At 76.6% G+C, this 19,535-nt stretch carries 1 protein-coding gene (running past one end of the window); it reads left to right on the plus strand.

The window, feature by feature from the left end; all coding sequences use genetic code 11:
* On the plus strand, window positions 1–19,486 hold the 3' portion of the coding sequence (locus tag QFZ75_RS34475) for a lonely Cys domain-containing protein (RefSeq protein ID WP_307543247.1). 18,398 nt of this gene lie to the left of the window's left edge; 19,486 of the gene's 37,884 nt are visible here — the last part of the coding sequence; its start codon lies off the left edge, out of view; it ends in the stop codon at window positions 19,484–19,486.
* Window positions 19,487–19,535 lie beyond the last annotated feature (49 nt).

Raw genomic sequence — 19,535 nt, forward strand, 5'->3', positions numbered from 1 at the left:
CGGCTCGCTGGCGCTGGAGGCCTCCTCGGACGACCTCGCGAGCGCCGAGGGCCTCGCGGAGTACTTCATCGACCGGCAGGTCGAGATCCGGCGGGACGCCCTGGCCGACGAGACCCTGCTGCGCACCGCGGACGGCAGCCCGGCCGGACGCGACTTCACCGACGGCGACGAGCCGCTGCCGGATCTGGGGACCACCTTCACCGAGCGTTCCGGGCGGCGCGTCCGGCAGCCCGCGCCGTGGCGCAACCCCTACCTGTTCGTCGCCGAGGAGGCCGACGGAGGCGGCATCGAGATCGTCACGCCGTGGCGCACCTTCGTGGTGCGCGACGCCGTGGAGATGGCCCGCCTCATCTCCTACGACTCCCGGCGGCCGCCCGGCGCGGACATCGTCCTGGCGCTCCCCGCCGCGTACGCCGCGCGCGTCGCCGACCTGGTCTCCGGTACGACGGCCCGGCCCGTCTGGTACCCGCAGGGCCCGGCCGAGATCGTCACGCACCCCGACACCGGAGCCCGGCACCTGCTGCTGCACCAGCCCGACGGCGACCCCGCGGCGGGCTGGACCACGCCCCCGCCGCCCCAGGAGCGGGGCCTGAGCGGCGCCCGCGACCTCAGCAGCGACAGCGACGACGGCAGCGACTTCGGCAGCGACTCCGACAGCGACGGCGACGCCGAGTTCGACCGGATGGTCGAGGAGCTCGAACGGGAACGCCGCACCGACGCCCTGCGCCCCCGGCCGCTGATCACCCGCGACTACCGGGTCGTCGACGAGAACGGCACCGGGGTGCTGTTCACCGAGATGTCCCCCCGGACGGTCGGCGACGTCCGGGCCGCGGACGGGTCCGACGCGCCGGCCCTCGTCCTGCCCCGCCAGGACGAGGTCGAGGTCCGCGCCGCCGACCGGCCGCCGCTGCACATCTCCGCGGACCGGACGCTGGCGCTGCTCTCGGCCGGCGACGACACCACCGGCCGCAGCAGGCAGGTGTACGCCACCCGGGCCGCCGTCGAGCGCTCCTCGGCGCTGCTGGCCGCCGCCGGGATGCAGCTCGTCGTCGACCCGTCGGTGAGCGTGCTGCTGACCAAGGAGGACGGCTCGACGGGCGAGCCGCTGTTCCGGGTGGAGCCGCGGTTCCTGACCCCCTCCGGCTCCTCCGAGCACGCCTTCACCCGTGACTTCGCCCGGACGGTCGCCGGGATCGAGGCTCCGCCGCTCTCCCACCTCGCCTTCCGCGGCCCGGACGGCTCCGTGGCCACGGTCCCCGTCAACGCACTGCACGGCCGCGAGGTCACCGGCACCCACCACCTGGCCCAGGCACTGACGGAGGTCGCCGACGGCACCCGTCCCGCCACCGGTGTCACCCCCGGCTGGGCGGCCCGCGAGGCGGGCTCGGACCAGCGCTTCACCGGCGGCGTGGTGGGCGCGCCGACCCCCGGCCAGGAGTACGGCCGGGCCCTGAGCCACGCCCCGGACAACACGCGGCGCGGCCCGCTGACCGCCGCCGCGGCGCGCGTCGGCGTCAACGAGTTCGCCTGGGCTCAGGTCGGCGAGGGCTACCTGATCCAGTCGGTCAGCACCACGAACGACGGCGGCGCCCAGCTGTTCACGCACAACCACGCCAAACCCGGCGACCGGGTCGGCCCGCACGCCCCGTACCACTTCGCCCAGGTGGTGCTGGCCAGTGAGGACGGCACCCACCAGATCACCCTGGAGAACGAGACCCACTCCCGTACCGAGATCCCGGCGGACCAGCTCGACGACATCGTCGACGACAACCTGGAGCGCTACGCCGAGGACGAGCTGAAGCGGCTGGCGGACGAGGCCGGCCGGCGCCTCGACACGGCCCGGCGCGAGGGCGCGGACGAGGCCGCCACCGGCCGGCTGGAAGGGTTCGTCCGCGTGGCGCGGGCGCTCGCCGAGGTCCACGAGGCCGAGCAGGTGCGGTGGTACTTCCCCGAGGACCGCCCCGAACACGCGCTGGCCCAGCGGGACCTGGACGCGGCCCGCGCCCGCGCCCGGGACGCGGTCCGCTCCGCGGCCCCCGTGACGGAGGACAAGGACCTGTGGTTCTTCCGGGCCTACAGCAGGCGCCCCGGGGAATCGGCGCACGAGGTCAACGCGGCGCTCCTGTCGGAGCAGGCGCCCGCCGTCGCCAACCCGCTGACCACGGTGGTCCTGCACGGCCACGCGCCGCGCTGGCACCAGCGGACGATCGCCTTCGCGCAGGAGGAGCACACCCCGTCCGCCGACGCGGACGCGACCCTGGACGCGCTGGCCCGGTCGCTGGCGCGCGCGGGTCTGTGGAACCGGGCCAACGGCCTGCCGCTGCCGGGGATCACCGTCACCGGCCACGGCAACCGCTCGCAGGCCAGCGGCCGCAAGCGGGCCGAGGCGGTCAGGGCTGCCCTCGGCACCCGGCTGGACCGGCTGCTGAAGGACTTCCAGGCGGCCCTCCCCGGACCGCACGTCACCCTGTCCGACTTCCCGGTGGCCCTGGAGGCGAAGCGGGTGCGCCGCGCCACCGACCCGGACCAGGGACGGGTGGTGACGGTCGGTATCGACGACCGGCGCCACACCCCCGCCCCGCCGCCGGACCCCGCCACCACCGGGCAGCCGCCCCGGCCCGGGACCCCCGCGCCGCTGCGGCCCACCTCCGCGGACCTCGCCCCGGCCACCGGGCGGCGCTCCGGCAGCACCGCACCGGCCGGCTCCTCCGTCCGCGACGGCTCCCGGACGCCGCGCCGCTCCGCGGCCCCCAGCCCGGACCGCGGCGCCCCCGTACCCGCATGGGTGCAGGCGCGGATCCGCTACGCCGAGGAGTCCGCCGCCTTCGACCGGCGGCTGGCCGAGCACCTCGCCGACAACGAGGCGGTGGCCGAGGAGTTCCGGAAGATGGCCCGCGCCGCGTGGGAGCGGGCGCGGCTCCAGTACCCGAACGGTCTGGGCGCGTTCGGCAGCGCGAACCCGAGTCTGGCCGGTTCCGTGGGCACCGCCAGGCCCGCCCTCCAGCAGGTGCTGCGGAGCGGGAACCTGCGGGAACTGGTGACGTTCCTGTTCCAGGGGATCTCCAGCGACCTGGTGCCCGAGCTGCTCGGCGGCCCCGAGGAGCAGCACCCGGAGATCGCCGCCGAGCGGCCCAGCCGCCGCAAGGCGGAGGTCCGTGCCGAACTGGAGCGCCGGGCCGAGGAGATCCAGCGGGACGACAGTCTGTCCCCGGCGCAGAAGCAGGCCGCGCTGGCGGAGGCCACCCGGCCGCTGCTGGTCCAGACGGACCCGGACGACGTGCGTCCGCCGCTGAGCCGGGCGGAGCGCGGGCTCGGGGTCGCCGACGGAAGGCTGGCCTGGATGCCGGCCTCCTCGGCGTACGACATCGCGATGAGCTCCGCGATCCAGGAGCTGTCCGAGGACACCGGCGGCCTCGTCCTGACCGGCACCGCGGGATCGACGTACCGCTTCCTGCTGCACGCCGCCCGGATGCGGGACCAGTGGGGGATCGACCTCGACCTCGGGCTGATCCGGGCCGGGATGATCGCCATCTCCCTGTCGGCCGGCCACCACTCGTTCCACGAGGTGATGCGCGGCGCCCAGCTGGCGCTCGACGACATCCCCGGCCACGACCCGTCCCTGGACTACCAGGACAACTGGGGCCGCTACTGGAACGTCTACCCGCTCACCGAGCAGGAACTGCGCGACGACGTCGCGCGGGACGGACGCTTTCCCGACGAGCACGCCCAGGCCCTCCTCACCGAACTGGACCCGCCGTCCGCCGCGCAGACCGGCGGCCCCTCGTCCGACGCGGGGACCGGCGAGCGCCGGAGCGGTCCCGGCACCCACCGCGCGCTCCCGCACCGCCCCGTCCACACCCGGCCGGTCGCCGGCCGGTCCAACCGCCCGGCCCCGCAGCTCGCCAACCACCCGGGGGCCCCGGGCCCGGCCCGGACCACCGCCCCGGCCGCCCAGCCCGTCACCGTGGAGGAGACGGAGCGGCACCTGGAGGCGATCCTCGACGCGCTGTACGGTCTCGGCTCCCTGGACGACCTCGACCGGCAGCGGGCCGCCGAGGGCCTGGAACGGCTGGACCGGCTGCGCGAGGCCGACCCTGAGCTGCGCGGCGGCTTCCTCGACCTGGACGCGGTGGCGCGCCGGGTGCTGCTGACCGACCCCGCCACCCCGCTGAACGCGGCGGCCCACGGCGCCCTGCTCCGGCTGGTGGCCGACCCGGGCACCGCGGCGGCCGGCAGCCTGGACGCGCTCTCCGCCCACCACCTGGTCCGCCGCGGGGCGTTCCACCCCGGCTTCCGGCTCACCGACGCCCGGGGCCACGGCCGCGGCTGGAACTGGCTCGGCCGGCCGCTGCCCGGCGACTTCGACCCGGACCTCACCGGCCGCCTCTCGCGCTCGCCCGACGGCACCACCGGCCACAGCGGCCCGGAGGCCGCACCGTGGCGCGCCGTCCCCGGCCGCCCCGACCCCTACACCCTGCTGCTCACCGCGGACTCCGACGCCGTGGTGGTGCGCGGACTCGGCGGGTTCTCGCGCGCCGTACGGCCCGAGGTGCTCCGCGAACTGCTGGCCCTGGACGCGGAACTGGCCGGCCTCCCGGCCGACGCGACGGTGCTCCTGCACGTCGAACGGGGCGCCGGTGCCGACCTGGACCTGGCGCGCTCGATCGCCGACCGGACCGGCCGCGAGGTGTGGGCGACCGCGGGACGGACCTCGATCGGATCCCTTCCGAACACCCCGGGCAGCTCGATGCTGCTCCTCCTCGACGAGGTGGACCGGGCCCCCCGCAGCCAGTGGCTCCTCAGCCCGCCCGCCGCGCCGCCCGCACCCTCCGCCGACCCGGCGGACGACCGGGTCACCGCCGTCTCCATCGGCCACCACGGACCCCGGGCGACCGGCTATCTCTCCATGGACCTCGCGGACTCGGCCGACGGCGGCTGGTCCCGGACCCTGGCCCACAGCCGGCTGGGATCGATCACGGCCTACGCCCATCAGCGCAACGGATACGGCTTCGGACGCCCCGCGCCCACCGTGGTGCCCTGGGTCGGACTCAACCTGCCGCAGCCGTACTTCGCCGGCAACCACGGCCTGCCGGGCACCGTCATGTGGCACACCCCGCAGGGCGAGCGCAGGGACGACGGGCCCCGGTTCGCCCGCACCCTCGCCCGCCGCCGCAGCCTGGCCTCACTGGCCCCCGAGCACCCCGTGGTGCTGGTCATCTGCTACGCGGCGACCGCCCCCGGCATCGGCGAGATGCACGGCCGCCACATCGACGGCCCCCTTCCGTTCGTGCCGGACCCGCTCGCGTCCGTCGCGGTCGCCCAGCACACCGCCAACGAGACGGACCGCACGGTCTTCGCGTCCGTCCTGATGAACGCCGTCGAGCACCGTCCCACCGGCTCCGCCGGGACACACATCAACCTCCAGACCGACGCGCGGGGCCGCACCCACGACTGGGTGATGTTCCGGCCGGAACCGGCCGGGGACGCCCTCGGCCGGCGGGCCCGCGACGCCGGACTGCACCAGGGCCCGCGGCCCGTCCCGCCGGAGACGGCGGAGCGGACCCTGCGGCTAGTGCGGGCGCTGCGCCAGATCTTCGGCCCCGCCGTCGACGACACCCCGCAGTACCCGCAGCTGCTGCGCGGCATGGGCGCGCTCGACCTGATGCACGAGGCGGACCCGCGGCTCAACCGGGACGGCGCGCGCCGGTTCACCATGGACCTGTACGAGCAGATCCTCGTCCGCCACTCCGGTGCGGCGCAGGCGGGACCGGTCCCGCGGTTCACGCCGGACGCCCACCTCGCTCTGCTGACCGAGGCCGCCCAGCGATGGGAAGGGGGCCGCCGCGGCCCGCTGACCGACTGGATCGGTCTGCCGCACCTGACCCACATGCTGGACGGCCTCGCCACCGCGCCGCGGCGCGAGAGCCTCGCCCGCGAGGTGCTGGGCCTGGACGCCGCCGAGCCGGTCGGCGAGGCCGAGCTGTCCCGGCTGCTGTGGGCGTCCTACCGGACCGCCGTCTTCACCGGCCAGGTGGACCGGGGCGCGTTCGCCTCCGTGGTGCTGCACCTGCCGGCCCCGGACGCGACCCGGTTCGACGAAGCGGTCCTGGTGGCACGCCAGGCGGCGGCCGCCGGCCGCGACCTCTGGCAGGTCCAGGAACTGACCGCCTTCCACCTGGAGCGGCAGGGCGCGCTGGACCCCGAACGGCTCCTGACGGACGACGACGGCGCGTCCTGGGGCCGTGCCCTGGACGGCGTGGACCGTCCGGAGGGCACCTTCGACCCCGCGGTGATCACCGTGCTGGGACACGCCCCCGACGGCTCGCTGATGCCCGTCGGCACCGAACCCGCCCCGTGGGCGGCCGACCCGTACCGCCCCGCGCCCTTCGTGTACGTCGCCGACGGGGACGCCGACGGGCTGCGCATGCCGGGACCGGTGCCGCCCCAGGAGTTCGGCGAACTGGTCTTCCGGGACCCGGAGCTGCTCGCCGAGGACGGCTACGCCGAGGTCGTCGTGGTGCTGCCGCACGGCGGCCCGGCCGCGGGGCGCCCGGTACGGGGCAGCATCCCGGGCGAGGGCGCCCGGAACTCGGCCCGCAACTGGTGGAGCACCGGCGGCGCCACCACCCTCCACCACGACCCGGCGACCGGGACGTACACCGTCGCGATGCTGCCCGGCCCGGACGGGCGGCCCGTGTCGGCCGCCTCCTGGCAGCGGACCGAACCCTCCGACGGCGACCCGGTCGGCACGGCCCCCGACCCCGGGCACACCCCGGTCCCGGCGGCGGCCAACTCCGCCGCCCCCCGCACCGGCACCGCGCCCGACGCCCGCCTCACCGCCGCGTGGGACACGCACGCGCGGGCGCTGGCCGCGTTCGGCGCGGCCACCGCCGAAGCCGCGACGGCCCAGCGCAGCGGCGGGGACGCGACGGCGGTCACGGACGCCTGGACCGCCGCGGACGATGCGCGCCGGCTGCTGGAGGACGCCGAGGCACGGCTGCGGGACCTGGGGGTCGCGCCGGACGAGCTGGGCGCGGCACGGACCACCGACGCGGCCGAGGGCTCCGAACCCGGCGACCCGTCCCCGGTGGTGCCCCGGGACGCCGGCCTGACGCGGTGGATCATCGGGCAGGTCACCGCGGACGACCTGCCGCCCGCGCCGCCGGCCCCCGCGGCGGACGAGACCGTGAGCCTGACGGAACTGGGCGAGGCGGGCGGCACGCCCTCCGCGGGGCAGCGCGTCGAGGCGATGCTGGGCGACGGCCGGCTGCCCGCGAGCGCACTGAGCCCGCTCGACCTGGTCCGGGTGCGGATGGCGCGTCCCGGGCCGTGGACGGACACCCTGGACACGGTGGCCGCCCATGTCGCACGGCGGCTGTGGGCGCGGACCCGCGCCGACGTCACCGGTGCCGCGCCGCAGGACACGGACGACGGGGACCTCTCCCGCGCCTGGTCCGCAGCCGTCGCCCTGGTGCTGCCGCCCGAACCGCACCCGGTGCTCGCCGACGTCCGGTACGCCACCGACGGCTTCCGCGACGCGGTGCTCCGCGTCGCCGGCCACCTGCTCACGGCGACGACCGGGGCGAAGGAGGCGGCGGTGTCCGCCGCGGAGTTGGCCGACACGCTGCGGTCCGGCCTCGGCCTGCCGCCGCGTTGGACCGCGCCCGGGACCGCTGCCGCACAGACCGCCCCGACGGCGCAGTCGCAGCCCGGTGCGGACCTGCCCGACCTGGACATGCCGGACGCCGGCCCGTCGGTCCTGGACAGCTTCGACTTCGACGCCCTCGGCGACCTGGAGGGGTTCGACCTCTCCCTCCTCGGGACGGACCTCCCCGGCCTGGACCTGGACCTGGACCTGGACCTGGATCTGGGCCTGGATCTGGACCTGGGCGACCTGGAGATGACCGATGCGGACCCGTTCGCGCCGGCCCCGGTCGCACCGGCCCCGGGCACCGGACAGCCGGTGCACGCGGTGCCCGTCACCGCACCGGCACGGCCGCTCACCGCCCTGCCGCCGCTGAGCCTCGTACCGTTCGCCCCGCAGCGCACCACCCCGGCCGACGGCGCCGGACACGATCTGGAGCGGCTGGCCCACCGGGTGGCCGCGGCCGCCCTGCGCAACCGGCGCAACCAGGTGCCGCTGCCGAGGATCGACATCGCCGGATACGGTGCCGACGCCCGCGGAGCCGGCACCGCCCGTGAACGGGACCAGGCCGCCCAGGCCCAGGGAAACCTGCGGGCGCACACGACGCGCGACCTGTTCACGCAGAAGCTGCGGCACGCGCTGGACGTCCTCCAGACGGACCTGCCGGCCGGGCGGACGCCGCTGCGGGTGCGGGACTTCACGATCTCCGCGCGCGGCCGCACCCGGGTGCCGAGCCAGGGCGTCACCGTGGCCCCGGACCAGCGGGTGAGCCACGCCGACCTCGGACGCCAGGCCACGGTCGCCGTCGTCTCGCCGGGATACGCGGCGGCGGTGGAGACCCTGGACGCCCTGCGGCGCACGGACCGCAGGCCGGGCTCCGGAATGCTGCGCTCCGGTTTGCTGGACGTGGACGCCGTCGCCCGCCGGGTCCTGCACCTGGACCCGTCCGCGCCGGTGGGCCCGCAGACGCGCCGGGACCTCTACGCGCTGACCGAGCGGGCCACCGCCGCCGGGCGCGCGACCGGTCTGGCCGCGCTCACCGCCTTCCACCTGGAGGAGGCGGGCGTCCTCGCGGCCGACCGCGCCCGGTACGTCTCCGACAACGGCAGCCGGGTGCCGGGCCTGAACTGGACCGGTCCCGACACCGCCGGGAGCAGCGGCCTCTTCGTGGACCTGCTCTCCGTCGGACAGCTGAGCGGCCCCTCCGACCTCGCACCGTGGGCGTTCGGGACCGCCTCGTACCCGGTGTTCGCCGACGGCCGCCACGACATGGTGGAGGCACTGCTGCCGGACGGGAGCCGGTGGGAACTGGACGAGGCCGAGTTCGCCGAGCTGGTCGCGGCGGACCTGGCGCGCAACCCGCTGCCGGCGGACGCCCCGATCGTGCTGGCCGTGCCGTCCACCGGCGACCGCCACCTCGACCTGCCCCGCACCCTCGCGGACCGGACCGGCCGCACCGTGTGGGTGCACAGCGGTCTGGCACAGCGCCACCCCGACCCGGCCGCCCTGAACACCGTCGCCGTACTCCACCGCGACGGGCTGCCGGACGGCTCCTGGCTCGAGGTGTCCCCGGGCCTGGCCCCGGAACCCGGCGCCCCCGACTGGCACCGGGACGTGCTGACCCAGCCCATCGTCAGCTCGGGGACCGGGCGGCAGATCGGGCGCAGCCTGCACGAGCCCGCGGAACTCGTCGGTTCGCGCGAGACGTTCGCCGACCTCGACCGGATGACGGTGTACGTCCACTACAACGCCGCCACGGGCACCTACAGCGCCAAGCTGCCGCTGGTGGATCCCGGCCCGAAGGAGAAGGCGTACTTCCTCGCCGGCCACGGCCTGCCGGGCCTGCTGACCATGCCGCTCTCCGGCGGCGGGTCCCGCACGGCCGACCGGCACGAGGCGGGCGAATGGCTGCGCCGGCGCAAGAGCCTGTCGGTCCTGCCGAAGGACCACTGGGTCGACCTGGTGGTCTGTTACTCCGCGGCCCCGGTCGACGGCGCCCTGCAGGACCTGTCCCAGGTCGGCCATTCCTTCCCGGTGCCGTTCGCCGCCGACCCGCTCGCCGACGACGCGCTCTCCCTCGGCCAGCACCTGGCGAACGTGACGGGCCGCACGGTGCGGCTGTCCTACGCCCTGCAGGGATCCGGCCGGTACCAGGACGAATCGGTGCGCGTGCTGTTCACCGACCCGCGGGGCCGCCGCTGGTGGTGGGAGACGGCCCGCCCGGAGCCCGACGAGACGGAGCTGGACCGGCTGGCGGGACTGGTCGGTTTCGAGGGTGAGCCGTCGGCGCAGATCCGGTCGGAGCTGCTGCGGGTGGTCCGTGCCCTGAAACTGGTCCTCGGACAGGACGTGCAGGACGCCGACGACTTCCCGGCCCTGGTGGCCGGCGCCGCCGCGGTCGTCAACATGTGGTTCACCGACCCGGACCTGCAGCCCACCGGCCCGTTCTCACCCGACCTGCTGCGCCGTGTGGTCGCCGCGCACCCGCTGGCGGCGTCCGGGGTGGACCGGGAGGCGACCCGCCGTGTGCTGGCCGAGGCCGCGAAGGCGTGGAAGGGCCCCGGCCCCTCACCGGCGATCAGCGGGTTCGTGAACCTGCCGGCGCTGCTCTCGGCGGCGGGATGGCACAAGGACACCGCGACCGTGGACGGGACGGCGGTCGCCGCGCTCGGCCTCCTCGACCCCGCCGACGCCGCGGCGCACCGGCCCCGGATGTTCTGGGCGCGGGTCAAGGCGGAGGAGGCGCTGGCCGGCCCGGACGCGGACACGCTCACCGCGCGGGCGCTGCGCCAGGACCCCGCCGCCGGCCTCGACGACGCGCTGCGCGACCGGGCGCGCACCCTGCTCACCCGGGGCTTCGCGGCGGGCCGGGACATGACCGACCCGGACGTGACGGGGGCGTACGCGGTCGAGGCGGCCGGCGCCTTCGACGCGACCGGGACGGCCGTCGAGGGCGGAAGTGGTGCCGACGGCGGCCGTGACTGGCAGGACAGTCCGGCCGTCCGGCCCGAACTGGGACGGTTCCGGGTGCAGGAGGGGACGACGGACACGGTGGCCGCCGCACCGTGGGCGGGCCAGGACACGAACGGGCAGGACCGGCCGGCCCCCTATGTGGTGCGGGCGTCGGTGGGCCTGGAGGACGGCGACCACATCGACATGGACCTCGGCGGCACCTCCCACCGGGTCACGGCCGCCGAGCTCGCCGAACTGCTGGCCGCGGACCCCGTGCTGCGGCGCACGGCGCTGACCACCCCGGTCCTGCTCGCGCTGGACGGCTTCGACGGACCCTCCTCCGGCGTCGCGGACGCCATCGCCGGACGGCTCGGCCGGAGTGTGTGGTGGAGCCCCTTCCCGGTGAGGCTGTCCGCGAAGGACGCCGGCGCGCCCGTGCTGCCCACCCTGACCGACTCCCTGTCCAGGCTGGCCGCTCCGACGGCCGCGGACTGGCACGAGGCGCGCCCCGCCGACCCGGCCACCGGCCAGGAGGGCCCGCGCCCGATCCCGCCGGCGCTCCCCGAGGCCCCGCACACCCCCGCGGCGGACCCGTCCGGCGAGGGCGCGGTGCCCCGTACGGCGACCAGGGCGCGCTCCTCCGTCGGCGACCCCATGGAGGGCGTGGAGACGACCTCGTTCCCCGTGCCCGTCGCCCCCGCGGCCGTGGACACCACCTCGCTCCCGGTGCCCGCAGGCCCGGTGGCCGCGGCGCCGGTCCGGCCGCTGCCGCCGCTGCCGGTGCGGACCCTGGTGGCGTACGGACGGGACGAGACGAACCCGTCCGCGCAGGGCGAGCGGACCATCGAGCGGCTCGCCGTCCAGGCGGCGGCCACCGGACTGCGCAACTGGCGGGCGGGCGCGGCGCTGCCGCGCGTCGAGATCACCGGCTACGGGGCCGACGCCCGCCCCGCCACGGGCCCCTCGGCTGCGCCCGCGATGCGGCGTGCGACCACCGCGCGCGCCCGTTTCACCCGGCTGCTGACGAGGGAGCTGGACAGGCTCCAGCAGGACCTGCCGGCCGGTGCGCCGCGGCTGACCGCGAAGGACTACACGGTCGCGATGCGGGCCATGTCCCGTGTACCGGCCGACTGGGTGGCCCCCGGTGGGCTCCAGCACGTCAGCCGGGCCGAGCTGGGCCGGCAGGCGACGATCGGCCTCTCCCAGGCGGCGGACGCGCAGGCGGTGCAGAAGCTGGACACCCTGCGCCGTCACGACCGCGCCCTGCGCAACCGCCCGTTCGACGTGGACGCCATCGCCCGGCGCGTCCTGCACCTGGATTCCGGCGTCGCCGTCCGACAGGACACCCGGGCACAGCTGTTCGCGCTGGTGGCCAGGGCCACGGCGGCCGGCCGGGCGACCGGCGTGGCGGCGCTGGGCGCGTTCCACCTGTCCGAACTGGGCGTCACCGCACCGGACCGCGAGCACCACTTCACCGCGGGGGGCCACCGGACGGCGGGCCTGAACTGGAGCGCGGACGACGTCGTCGAGCTCGACACCACCCGCAGCCACCTGCTGCCGAAGCCCCCCACCAGCATGCTGGCGCCCACCGTCCCCGTCCCCTGGGCGAGCGGCGCCACACCCTACGTGGTGGCCGCCGAGGGCGGGCCCGACCGCGTGGAGGTGCTGCTGCCGGACGACACGACGCGCGAGCTGGACATCGACGAGTTCGTGGAGCTGGTCGCGGCCGACGTGGCCCGTGAAGGGCTGCCGCAGGACACCCCCGTCGTGCTGGCCGTGCCGTTCGCCGGCAACGGCTACCTCGACCTGCCCCGCAAGCTCGCCGACCGCACCGGTCTGACGGTGTGGGCGCGCAGCGGCGACGTCACGGTCGAATCCGTCTCCGGCTCGGCGAGCACGATCAACGTCGTCCGCAGCCCCGGTCGCCGGTACCCGCTGGGGGACTGGATCGCGAGCACCCCCGGACTGGCCCCCGACCCGGACGACGACGTGCCGGACTGGCACCACCAGGTGGTGAGCCGGCCCATCGTCAGCGCCCGGACCGGCCGCCAGATCGGCCGCGCCTCGCACCACCCCGCCGAGTTCACCCGCTCCTTCGAGGACCACGACCGCCACCTGGACCGGATGACGACGTTCGTGCACGAGTACCCCGCCACCGACCGGGTCTCGGCGGAACACGACCTGCCGCGCCCGGGACCGGAGGACAGGGCCTACCGACTGGACATGCACGGCTCCCCCGGCCGCCTGGTGCTGGCCCTGCAGGACGGCTCCACCCGCAGCGTCGACGAGCGCGAGGCGGGCCCCTGGCTGCGCCGCCGCAAGAGCCTGACGACCCTGCCGAAGGACCACTGGGTCGACCTGGTCGTCTGCTGGAGCGGCGCGCCCGCGGACAGCGCCGTGCCCCGGCCGGACACCGCCTCCGACGCCTTCCCCGGCCCCTTCGTCCCCGACCCGCTGCGCACGGTCTCCATGGCACAGCACGTGGCCAACTCCACGGGTCGCTGGGTGCGCCTCGCCCACAGCTCGCAGGGCACCCGCGACAGCAACGGCCGCTACCAGCGGACCCTGTTCGCCGACGCCCAGGGCCGCCACCGGGCCTGGGACCTGGCCCGGCCCGAGCCCGACGACGCCGGGCTGGACCTGCTGGCGCGGACCGCGGGACTGAGCCCCGACGGCGAGGTGTCCGAGGAGATGCGCACCGGGGCGCTGCGCCTGCTGCGGGCGCTGCGGACGACCTTCGGCCCGTACGTCGACGACGCGGCCGACTTCGGCGACCTGCTGCGCGGCGTGGCGGCGCTGGACCACATGTGGCGCGGCGACCCCGACTTCGACGAGGCCGGCCCGTTCACGCTGGACCTGCTGCGGCGCGTGGTCGCGGCACACCCGCAGGCCGCCTCCGGGGTGGACCGGCAGGCCGCCCGGCGCGTGCTGGCCGCCGCCGCGCAGCAGTGGGCCCAGGACCCCGACAGCGGGCTCCAGGACTTCGTGCAGCTGTCCGCCGTGCAGATCACCGCCGAGTGGCTGCGGGAGGGCGGCGTCGAGGACGAGGCCGCCGCCGTCCTGCGCATCGGCGCCGACGCGGTCGGCGAGGCGGAGATGTCCCGGATGTTCTGGGCGCGGGTCAGGGCGGAGGAGACGCTGTCGCAGCCCGGCGCTGACACGGACGCCTTCGTCGAACGGCTGCTCCACCTGCCGCCGGGCTCGGATGTGGACGACGACCGGACCGAGGAGGCGCTGGACGTGCTCACCCGCGCCTTCGCGGTGGGCCGGGAGGCGTCCGACCCCGAGGTCGCGGCGGCGTACGGCCTGGCGGAGGCGGGCGCGTACCGCAACACCATGACGACCGTGACGCAGGGAACGGCCGACGGCGCCGGGCGCGACTACACCGACACCCGGCCGCCGGACGCCGACCTGGCCCGGTTCCGCACCCCGTCCGGGCTGACGGACGCGCCGTGGGCCGTGAACAGCGGCGGACGGACCGAGCCCGTCCCCTTCCTGGTGCAGGTCGCCCCCGACGCGGACGACCCGGACCTGCTGGAGGTGTCGTGGGAGGGGGAGAGCTACGAGCTGACCCCGGCCGAGTTCGCCGAACTCCTGGCCGCCGACCCGATGCTGACGCGCCTGGAGCTGTCCACGTCCGTCGTGCTGGCCTTCCCCGGCCCGGCGGCCGACGCCGCCGCACTCGCCGCCCGGATCGCCCAGCGGCTGGGCCGCGGCGTGTGGTGGACCGGCTTCCCGGCAGACCTCTCCGGCACGGACGACTCCGGCGAGCCGGTACTCACCCTGCGGGCCACGGCCGACGGGCACGTCCCCGGAGCCACCCCCTGGCAGCAGGCGCGCCCGGTCCACCCCGCCCCGGCACAGGACGCGCCGCGCTCGGTCCCGGCCTCGCTGCCCCGCGGCGCCGCCCGGGACGGCCGGACCGGACCGGCCGGTCCCGACTGGGCGTTCGCCCCGGCGGACGGCACGGCCTCCGCACCGGCCCCGCCCGTCACCCTCGCGGCCCCGCCCGCCACGTCCGGCTCCGAGCCTGCCGCCGCGGACTTCGCCGCGCAGTCCGTCACGGGCGCCGTCGGCACCGCGTCGGCGCTGCTCTCCGACGCCACGCGGCTGACCGACGCCTCGGGCACCGCGCGCGGCCGGGACTGGACCGGCTCGGCCGCCGGAACCGTCGACACCGGCCGGATCCGGCTCCGCCGGCAGCGGGACGGCGAGTCGCACGTGACGGAGCAGCCGGCCCCCTGGGGGGACGACGCCTACGTGATCGCGGGCGAGGGCGGTCAGGAGGCGCTGTTCGCCGGCGACCGCGAGCTGGGCCCGCGGGAGGTCGCGGAACTGCTGGCCGCCGATCCGGTGCTGGCCCTGCTGCCGCCGCACGTCCCGGTGGTGCTGGCGAGCCCCTACGCGGGCGCGCAGGACGGGCGGCTGGCCCGCGCCGTGGCACGGCGACTGGGCCGCAGGGTCTGGGCGCCCAGCGGGGACGGGCACCTGGAGGGCGGGACCGACGGGACCACGCGGGCCGGCAGCGCGTCCACCGGCGCGGCTTCGCAGGTGCCGACCCTCGTGGACGCCGACCCCGACGACGCGTACGGCGACTGGGTGCCGTTCGACCCGCCCGCCGAGGGCGCCGCGGAGGGGGTCGCGTTCCCCTCCGCGGACCGCGAGTGGGTCACGGTCGACGGCATCCGGTTCCGGGACAGCGACGTGGACACCCGGCCGCTGGTCGGTTCCGACCACCGCTTCGAGGGCCGCGAGTCGATGCCGGACGACGGCCGCAGGCGGCTGCGGGAGCGGCGGCTGCGCCGCTGGCGCGAGATGCGCGAGCGCACCCACGAGGTCCGCGTCGGCGACACCTACCACGTGGTCGCCTCCGAGGAGGTCGCCCCCGACCCCGAGGCGTCGGTCTACACCTTCCACGCCCACGGCGTGCCCGGCGGTCTCAAGCTCGCCCACCGGGACGGCCGGATGCTGCTGCTCGGGGCCGAGGACGGCGGGCGCTACGTCGGCGGGCTGCCCGAGGTGGTCGCCCGCGCGGCCGGGGACGACCTGCACCTCGCCAGTTGCTACGGCGGCGTGGCGGGCGACCCCCGGCGCGTCCAGCCCCTGACCCGCCCCGCCCCGCCGGTCGAGGACCCCCTGGAGGAGGTGGCGCTCGCCCAGCACGCCGCCAACCACAGCGGTCGCACGACCACCGCGGCCACCGGACGTACCGGTTACAACGACACCAGGCGGCTGCTGGCCGCGACACCGGACGGCACCCTGGCACGGATGGAGACCTTCCGCCCCGAACCGGTGGACGCGACGGCACAGGTGGCCGAGGCCGCCGGGCTCCGCCCGCTCACCCACCCCTCGGGCCTGGCCGCCTGGGACGACCGGGGGCCGCGCGCGCTGCGGCTGGTCCGGGCGCTGCGCCAGGTCTTCGGCAGCGACGTCGAGGCCGACCGCGGGGTGCCCGGCGGCCGGTACGAGCGGCTGCTGCGCGGCATCGGCGCACTGGAGACGCTGCGGGCGAACGACCCGGAGCTGGCCCCGCGCACCCCGTTGCGCCACGAGCTGTGGGAGCTGCTCGCCACCCCCTCCGACGGGTCCCGGCCGACGCCGGCCGACCACGAGGCCGTCCTGGACCGTGCTCTGGCCGCGCCGCCGGACGCCACCCTCGGCCAGGTGTGGGACACGCCCGCGCTGCGGACCGCGCTGGACCGGTTCGCCGCGGACGGCGACGCCGCGGTGCGCGCCGTGCTGCGGCGGCCCGCCGGCCCGGTCGGTCCGCGCGAGCGGGCCCGGGCGCTGTGGGCGACGGCCGGGGCCGCCCGGCTGCTGGACACCGGTTCCCCGGCCGAGCGCGAGGCGTGGGGACGTACGGCGCTGCACCTGCCCGCCACCGCCCCGTGGGACGCCGCGGCCGAGACCCGGCTGCGGGAACTGGCCGAACAGGGCCTCGCCGCGGGACGGGACGGGGGCAACCCGGGTGAACTGGCCGTCTTCCACCTGGAGACGCTGGGTGCCTTCGCCGACGAAAGCCGTCTGCGAACGCCCGAGGGGACCCTCCAGGGCCGCAACTGGGGAGCCGCGCGGGCCCCCGGCGGACTCGACCCGCTCCGGCTCTCGGAGACCGGTCCCACCGGGGCCGCCACGCGGCGGTTCGCCCCGTGGACCCAGGAGGGCGCGCCCGCCCCGTGGTTCGTGTACGCGCGGACGGACGGCGCCGGTGCGGTCGTCCTGCACCTGCCGGGCGGAACCGTCCACGTCCCGTCGGACGAGTTCTACGTCCTCCTGGAGTCCGACCCGGACCTGGTGCGGGCCGACCGCAACCGCCCGCTGGCGCTGCTGGTGCCCGGACTCGACACCGGACCGGACAGCGCGCTGGGAGAGTTCTCGCTGCGCAACGACCGGACCGTCTGGAGCTACGGCGGTCCGCTCCTGGTCACCGAAGGCGACGCGGCGCAGCCCGCCACGGTGACCACCGTGGCGCGCCCCGCGACCGGCGCGGACCCGTCCGCGACCGGACCCGCCACCTGGCTCCGGACCCGGCCGCAGCTCCCGCCGGCCCAGGCCGCCTCGGCCGGGCCCGCCGAGTGGAAGGCGGACCCGGCCCCCGCGGCCCCCGCCGGGCCCTCGGCCGGAACGCCGCTGCCCTACTCGGCGGACGGCGGGTTCGACGAGCGGTTCGCCCAGACGCTGGACGGCTTCCCGGTGGCCGACTCCACCGACCGGCACACCGTCTGGGGCTACGGCCAGGACGACCCGGACTTCCATGTGTTCGTGGCGGAGATCCCGTCCCTGGGCCTGCGCGGCGAGTACACCTCCGACGGTCCGTCCGCCGGGGGCGTCACCGACATGAGCGGACGCATCCACTTCGACGGGCCCGCCTGGAACTGGTACCTGCCCGGCCGCGGTCTCGTCGCCTCCTCCCGCCTGCTGACGAGGCCGGGCACCGCGGACGCACAGGACCCCTCGCCGGTACCGGTCGGCTGGCCCGCCACCGGACCGGTCAGCCCGACACCGCCCGTCGACCCGGCCGCGGTCGCCGCGGACCCCGCCGCGCTGACGGGTGCCACGCTGCCCGACGCCCTGTGGCGCGACCACGACGGCCCGTTGTACCGCTTCAGCCCGGACGGCCCCGAGCGGGTCTTCGCCGAGGGGCTGAAGCCGTACGGCCCCGAGACGGTGCATCTGATCGACCACGTCTACGGCGGCAGCAGTCTGGTCCCGGACACCGTCTTCGCCAGCACCACCGCCAACCGCCACTACGTGCGCGACAGCGCCCGCGCCAACCCGCTGGGCGCCCCCGCCCTCCACCGCCGCTACCGCTGGCGCTACGACCTCGAGGTCCGCGGCGGCATCGACGTGAACGCCACCCTGGGCCTGGCGTCGCCCTTCCCCGACCAGGAGGAGGTGCTCTTCCCCGGAGGCGTCGCCCGCCGCTACATCCGCGGCGCGCAGCCGATGGTGAACGGCGTCCCGGTCGGGCCGTACGTCGCCAACCCGCACTTCGCCCCGGCCGGACGGGTCGAGGACGCGGACTTCGCGGGCCCGGCGGAACCGGCCGCCGCCCAGGTCCTCGAATCGTTCCCCGCCCTGTCCCTGGAAACGGACGGGGAATCGGACGGGGAATCGGAGCCGGACGACGATCCGCGGCCGCTGCTGTCGCGGGACGACGATGACGACTACGACTACGAGGACGACGACCCGACACCGCTGCTGTCGCGCGAGCGGGAGCCGTCGGCGGACCGTGCGGCCACCCCGGTACCGGCCGGCCCCCGGCGGACCCCCGGGCCGCAGGACCTCCCGGAGTCCGAAGAAGAGCCCGACGAGGAGTCCGAAGGAGAGTCCGACGAGGAGTCCGAGGAGGAGACCGACGGGCTCCCCGCACCCCCCTGGGCCCTGGCACGCGTCCGCTACGCACAGGAAGCCCTGTACTTCGAACGGCGCCTGGCCGCGTACCTGGGGGAGAACGCGCAGGTCAACGAGGAGTTCGGCAAGGTCGTACGAGCGCTGTGGCTCATCGCGCTGCACAACCGCGTGGACTACCGGCTGTTCGGCAGCGACAGCGGGGAGGACGGCGGCGCGGTCGGCACCTCGTACGAGGACCTCGTGCGGGTGGTGGAGTCGGGCAACCTGCGCGAGCGGGTCACGTTCCTGTTCAACGGCGTCGCCAGCAACCTCGTCCCCTACCTCATGGGCGGCGTCGAGCCCCAGCACCCGGTGATCGGGGTGGAGCGCCGCGACCGGCACCGCAGCGAGCAGCTCAGGCGTTACGAGCGCGAGGTGGCCGAACTCCGGGCGGCGGAGCTGGACCCCGAGGACGCGGCACAGGAACTGGAGGAGCTGGAGGCGATGCTGCGGACGCCGCTGCGGCCCCACGAGGTGTGGCCCGCGCTGAGCCCGGCCGAACGGCGCCTCGCGGTGCGCGACGGCATCCTGCTCTGGTCGCCCGCCGGACAGCTGCACACCCTGCCGATGGCCGCCGACTTCCAGGCGCGCTCCGAGGACTCCGGCGGCCTGGTGCTGACCGGTACCTCGGGCAGCGCCTACCGGATCGTCACGCACGTGGCCCGGCTGAACCGGCTCGCCGGGGTGCCGGTGGACCTCGGCCTGATCCGGTCCGGACTGGTGAGCATCCTGGTGGGGGTGGGCCACCACAGCTTCCACGAGGTGATGACCGGCGCGCAGCACGCTCTGGACGAGATCGACCCCGCGGCGGTTCCGGCCTACGCGGACAACTGGGGCCGGTACTGGGACGTCCTTCCGCTGACCGAGGAGGAGCTGCGGACCTTCGTCGCCCGCGAGCGGCTGTTCCCCGACGAGCACGCCCGCGCGCTGCTGGCCGTCCTGGAGGAGCGCGAGCGGCATCGGGCCGGGGGCCCGCGGGGCGGGGGAGACGAATGACAGCGGCCGGGTCCGGTGCCGGGCCCGCCCTCAGGCCCTCCCGGCGAGC

The sequence above is a fragment of the Streptomyces sp. V3I8 genome (assembly GCF_030817535.1).
Taxonomy (GTDB): Bacteria; Actinomycetota; Actinomycetes; order Streptomycetales; family Streptomycetaceae; genus Streptomyces.